Source organism: Candidatus Neomarinimicrobiota bacterium, assembly GCA_041862535.1.
GTDB lineage: Bacteria > Fidelibacterota > Marinisomatia > SCGC-AAA003-L08 > TS1B11.
Window position 1 is genome coordinate 1 of sequence record JBGVTM010000090.1, and the last position, 4,895, is coordinate 4,895.

Sequence of the window (4,895 nt, forward strand, 5' to 3'; positions counted from 1 at the left end):
CAGTGCAGTGCCCGTTCAAATTTTTCAGAGAAGATATCAGGCATACAACATTTCCAGACGAGTTTTTTGACGGGATCACTGCAGTTTCCACTCTGGAGCATATAGGGATTGAAGGAAGTTTCGGCTATGGCGAAATCGGAAATGTCATAGAAGATGCAGTTCTGAATGATATCATCAGCACTGGTGTATTTAAAGTAGATCCCTAAACCGTCCCCTGTCGGGTGCAGCTCCGGGTAACCCTGGCTCGGATCAGGATACCCGGCATCGGCAAACGTGCAGTGATCGATGTAAGCCTTCCAATCATTAGGCGCAAATTCTGGACCATAACATCTCATGGATTCCCCTTCTATCTTCCAGAAAGTGCAATTTTCCACGATCAACACGTTGCTTGTTCCGTACCGGGTACAAATACCCATTCCCGTCTTGTACCTGGGACCACCGTAAATCAGACTGTTGGTCACCTGAAGCGTGTCCAGCGTACATACACCGCCCGCACAACCCACGTCGTCCGCAAAGATCGCCATGCCGAAACCGATGAACTGGCATTGATCAACGAAGACGTTAATCGGATCGGTGGCATGGACGCTGATGCCGTAGTTGCTGTTAGCGGTGGCCGCGAGCGAATCTTCCCCCGTACTGGGGCTCGGCATATAGATCCAGGGAGTGGTGGTGTCGGTTTCGAAAATGATATTCTCGACGATCAGGTCACCACAGGCGTAGAGTGCATCGACGCTGTCAGGCACAATCCATTTCACGGTAGCACCTTCGGCTCCGCGGATGGTTATCCGGAAGTTGGGGGTCGCCACCGTATCAGTCTCGGTAAATACACCTTCGTTCAACTCCAGGATATCACCTGCGTAGATACCCCCGGCCGCTATCGTGGCGGAAATCTGGTTTTCCCCGGGATCTATAGTGATAGTTTCTTGACCCCAGACCAGTCCCACACCAGCTAAACACATTATCAACAGGCCTATTAACTTGGGCTTCATTTTACTCCTCCTTTTTTTGGTTTACTACACTGGCACTCATGCCAGGGAGAATGATCCCCAGCATTCAAGACCATATTTACCGTTGATGCTTCTTCCAGAATGCCTCACCGGTCGCATGCCTGGTTAAAAACCAAATCCAACCGAAAAGCGATGGATGGCTCCGAACGCCTTATCGGCTTCGGAATAGGCATAATCAAATTGCAAATTCAGGGTGCCAAATGCCCTGGGCGTTAAGCCGAAACCGGCTGCCAGAGCACCGGTGTCAGTATTGGTTTTGTACCCCCCACGGAGAGCCAATATGTTCCGAAACAGGTACTCACATCCCAGGTGGATTCGCTCGCCGCCATCGTACGGGCTGACGGTGGCAAATGAAACTTGCAGGCTATGATGATCCATCTGTGGGATCAGACTTAATACATTCATTGCGATGGCGACTTTATAGGTCAGTGGGAGGCTGAAGGTTTCAAACGCGTAGGTCACACCCTGTGCAAAATTCCTGAGACTCATTCCCAGCCTTAAATCCTTAAAACCAAAGTAATAGATCGTACCGAAATCGAGGGCGAAGACGCCTTCCCGGTTTTCAGATCCTGCTTCCTTATCCCAGCCTTCTTGATAACCGGTGGAGTCGTTGATGACCGGGACGATGATATCCATCTCGCCAAAATCCTCGTAGCAGTATTTCAGTTGGCCACCGACAGCGAACTTGTCCGTGATCTGGCGCGCATAGGCAATACCAGCCGCCCATTGTTGTACCCTAAAGGGCTCACCGATGTAGTAGCCTTCCGGATTGTTTTCAATATCCAGGGTTGGGATCGTTCGCTCCAGTTCGCCGTTATCATAATACACAAAACTGACGCCGAACGTGCCAACCGCACCGGTTCCATATGCTGCGGTAAAAGCATATTGATTGATGTCGGCTATCCATTGGCAATTGCTCAGGCTCAGGGCGGCGCCGTCGATCTTGGCAATCCCGGCTGGATTCCAGAAAATGGAATTAATATCATTATCCATACAGGTATAGGCGCCACCCATACCCACGGCGCGGGCACCGATATCAATCTCCAGAAAAGTCATGCTGCATTGTCCCAGCCGTTCAAATTCTTCAGGTTCCTGAGCGGAAGAGGAAAACGGGAAAACCGTTACCAGGAACACAGCCAACAGTATTCTCCCTCGCTTCATGGCTTCCTCCAGGCTTGAGAGAGCTTCCCTATTTAATAACCACAAACTTGCCAACTTTAACGTCCTTGATTTCGTTGCCGTTGAAATCCGTGCACTCATCGATCACATAGATATACATACCCGATGCGACGGTCTGATCCGTGGATGAGCGCATATCCCAATTGTATCGCGGAACGGGTAAATCCGCTCCTGATCGGTGGTAATCCCTGAAAATCAATGTGCCACTCTGAGAAAAAATTCGAATCCGACAATTGGCTGGCAATCCCAGAAACATCAGCCGATTCTCCGGCCAGCCCGCACCCACTGGAGACTGCTCCCAGGACTTGACATTATATGGATTGGGAATCACATGGACTTCGTCCAGCGTGAAACGCTCCCTCTCATAGGGTTGACACGAACCATAGGTGTAGTCGGTGGTTTTGGGGTAGGTTCGACCGATGAAATGGCTGCTCTCCAATCCATCCGGACCTACGGCGGTGACAAAATACCAATAGTTGAAAACCGGATAAGTGTTCCGGTCTATCCAAACGGTGGAATCGATCTCGGTCGAAAATTCGACCCCCTCTCCGGGATCTTTACCGCCTGCCTGGTAGACCAAAGAATAGACCGGCTCTTTGCTGGGTACGGCAAGATCGAAAGCCCCTCGTGACCGGCGATAGACCCGGTAAGCATCAGCCCCTTCCACCAGAGACCACTCCACGCGACAGCCACCGACGATCGGCCTCAGGACCAATCTATCCGGCCAGGCCGGCGCGACACCCAACTCGGTGCTCAGATACTTGAGCATGCCTGTGAGATCGCCCCCTCGGGCCACAAATGCTTGATCAAACAGATCTCTTACCAGGCTGATCTTGGCAAACAGAGAATCACGGCCGCTGCGGAGAATCCGGTTCTTTTCGCCCTTGGTAATCAGTCCATCTTTATACTGGGCACCAACATCAATGGCCTGTTCCCAGCTAATCGTACCGGCAGCATAGCACAGGATAATCCGGACACTGTCTCCCAGGTCAAAATTGTAGGGTCCGAATCCCAGGGTGCCCATCTGGTTGAACCTGTTTTCAATTTCAGCGTGGGGGGTACCGTGATACCAGAAGGACGCGTCATCGGAAGGATAACCAGCATTTATCCACCCCTCCCAATCGAATGGCCGAGGAGAATCGGGCCCCTCATCCAGTTTTTTATAGATGTCCTCAAAGGACAGGTTTCTGCCCATTGTTAGCGCATTATCAGAGAAAGTGCCGCCAGACGAGACATAGAAACGATACGGCTGGTCAGGATCATTGGAATGATCGTCCGGCGACTGGTCGGCATGGAGCACAGCCATACCGGGGTACTGAGAAGCAGTGAAGAGCCCAGATGACTTTATCAAAGGATCACCCTCATCATCTTCCGCCTGATGAAAAGCACTGGCATCACTATCCCAGCCGTACAGAATCCTGAGATTTTCTCCATTCACTGTGTGCACATAATCCACCCATTCATCGGTGCCTTCCTTCCATCCCCCGGAATTAGGCACCACACGTTCATTTTCGGTTCCTCCGGACATGACCGGCCGAAACTTTATGCCGACATAACAGTCATTGATGGGAGCGCTGTACGTAATTTCCTCTCCGCCATCGTAGCTGCCCGTCTGCCCGGTGTACTTAAACACATATTCCACAATCACAAATTCGGCGTTATCAAAGACATAGGCCTGCTCGGTTACGGTCATGCCTAGATATGTGTTACATACGGCAAGGCCCATTTGGGCAGTAGGCATATCGGGCGGACCATCGATGTCTTTGCCCTCCTGCCAGTCACTTAGAGAGAGATCTTCCCCATCGACAATCCTCACTGGTGGCCGATACTTCCAGTATCTTCTGGCACCGCCATTCACCGGAACAGTGGTGTGGGCGATATCAGTGGTATACCACGCCGTCGCGTCGGCCACCACATAGGGAAGCAAGGTATCCCGGAGGGTCCACTCAATCGGTTTGGCCGTCTCGTTGGGATAGTACGCCTTGGCCTGGAAGTTAGGAGCAGCGATAATGATGCCACCGCCATCCGCGCAGTCGGGTTCTATGTACCGGTAGTTGAGTGAATATACCTCATATTCCCGTGGATAGGCCAGTCGGACACCCTTATCGGCGAAGGCACTGGCAACGCTCAGCTGAAGCCGACCCGTACCGATAGCCAGCTTGTGAGTCTGTCCATAGACCACAGATATAGTGAGCGCAAGAATAATCCAACTCAGACGGCAGCAAAGCAGCCGAGTGCTTCGTTCAGTCATTGTTTTTACCCATAGTACCAGGAGAACATGTTGCCTGTTGATTAAAGGAATAAAGAATGGTGGAGTAACACGTTTAACCTCGGTGCGGTTATCCTCATCTAAGTTCAAACCTGATCCCCGCCCAGATCTGCCGGGGATTCAGATGCAGAAACCAGGGCGCGCCGTTGAAAGGCAGGTCGGTAGTGGGATAATTGCCAATGGCTTTTTCCGCCAGCTCCGGATACTCGCCCGGCTGACCGCCCACCTCTTCCAAGGCGGCCATATATTCCCGAAGCTGGGCGGTTTTCTCATTGAAAGCGCCCCGCCACATGTTTTTGGTATTGAAAAGATTATATACTTCGAGATAAAAAACGGGCCGGATGAATTCCCCGATGTGAAACCGCTTGGTAAAGGCCAGATTGACGGCCCGGTGGGGCGCCCAGCGTTCATTGTTTCGAGGTGTGTAGGGATCGGTGAGG

Annotated in this window: 4 protein-coding genes; all 4 read right to left on the reverse strand. The window is 51.7% G+C overall.

What is annotated here, in order from left to right; translation table 11 throughout:
- The coding region (locus ACETWG_03595; protein ID MFB0515671.1) for a hypothetical protein at nucleotides 1-989 on the reverse strand (989 nt) is incomplete at its 3' end.
- A gap of 123 nt (nucleotides 990-1,112) precedes the next feature.
- Nucleotides 1,113-2,168 carry a PorV/PorQ family protein gene (locus ACETWG_03600; protein MFB0515672.1) on the reverse strand — a complete coding sequence of 352 codons (1,056 nt, stop codon included), beginning with the start codon at nucleotides 2,166-2,168 and terminating at the stop codon, nucleotides 1,113-1,115.
- A 28-nt stretch (nucleotides 2,169-2,196) separates the two neighbouring features.
- On the reverse strand, nucleotides 2,197-4,437 hold the full coding sequence (locus ACETWG_03605; protein ID MFB0515673.1) for a hypothetical protein: 2,241 nt from the start codon (nucleotides 4,435-4,437) through the stop codon (nucleotides 2,197-2,199).
- A gap of 94 nt (nucleotides 4,438-4,531) precedes the next feature.
- On the reverse strand, nucleotides 4,532-4,895 hold a 364-nt coding region (locus ACETWG_03610; protein MFB0515674.1), incomplete at its 5' end, for a hypothetical protein.

Bases quoted from the DNA above. Each gene is read 5' to 3' on its own strand.
- ACETWG_03600 (MFB0515672.1), bottom strand. From the start codon at position 2,168: ATGAAGCGAGGGAGAATACTGTTGGCTGTGTTCCTGGTAACGGTTTTC.
- ACETWG_03605 (MFB0515673.1), bottom strand. From the start codon at position 4,437: ATGACTGAACGAAGCACTCGGCTGCTTTGCTGCCGTCTGAGTTGGATT.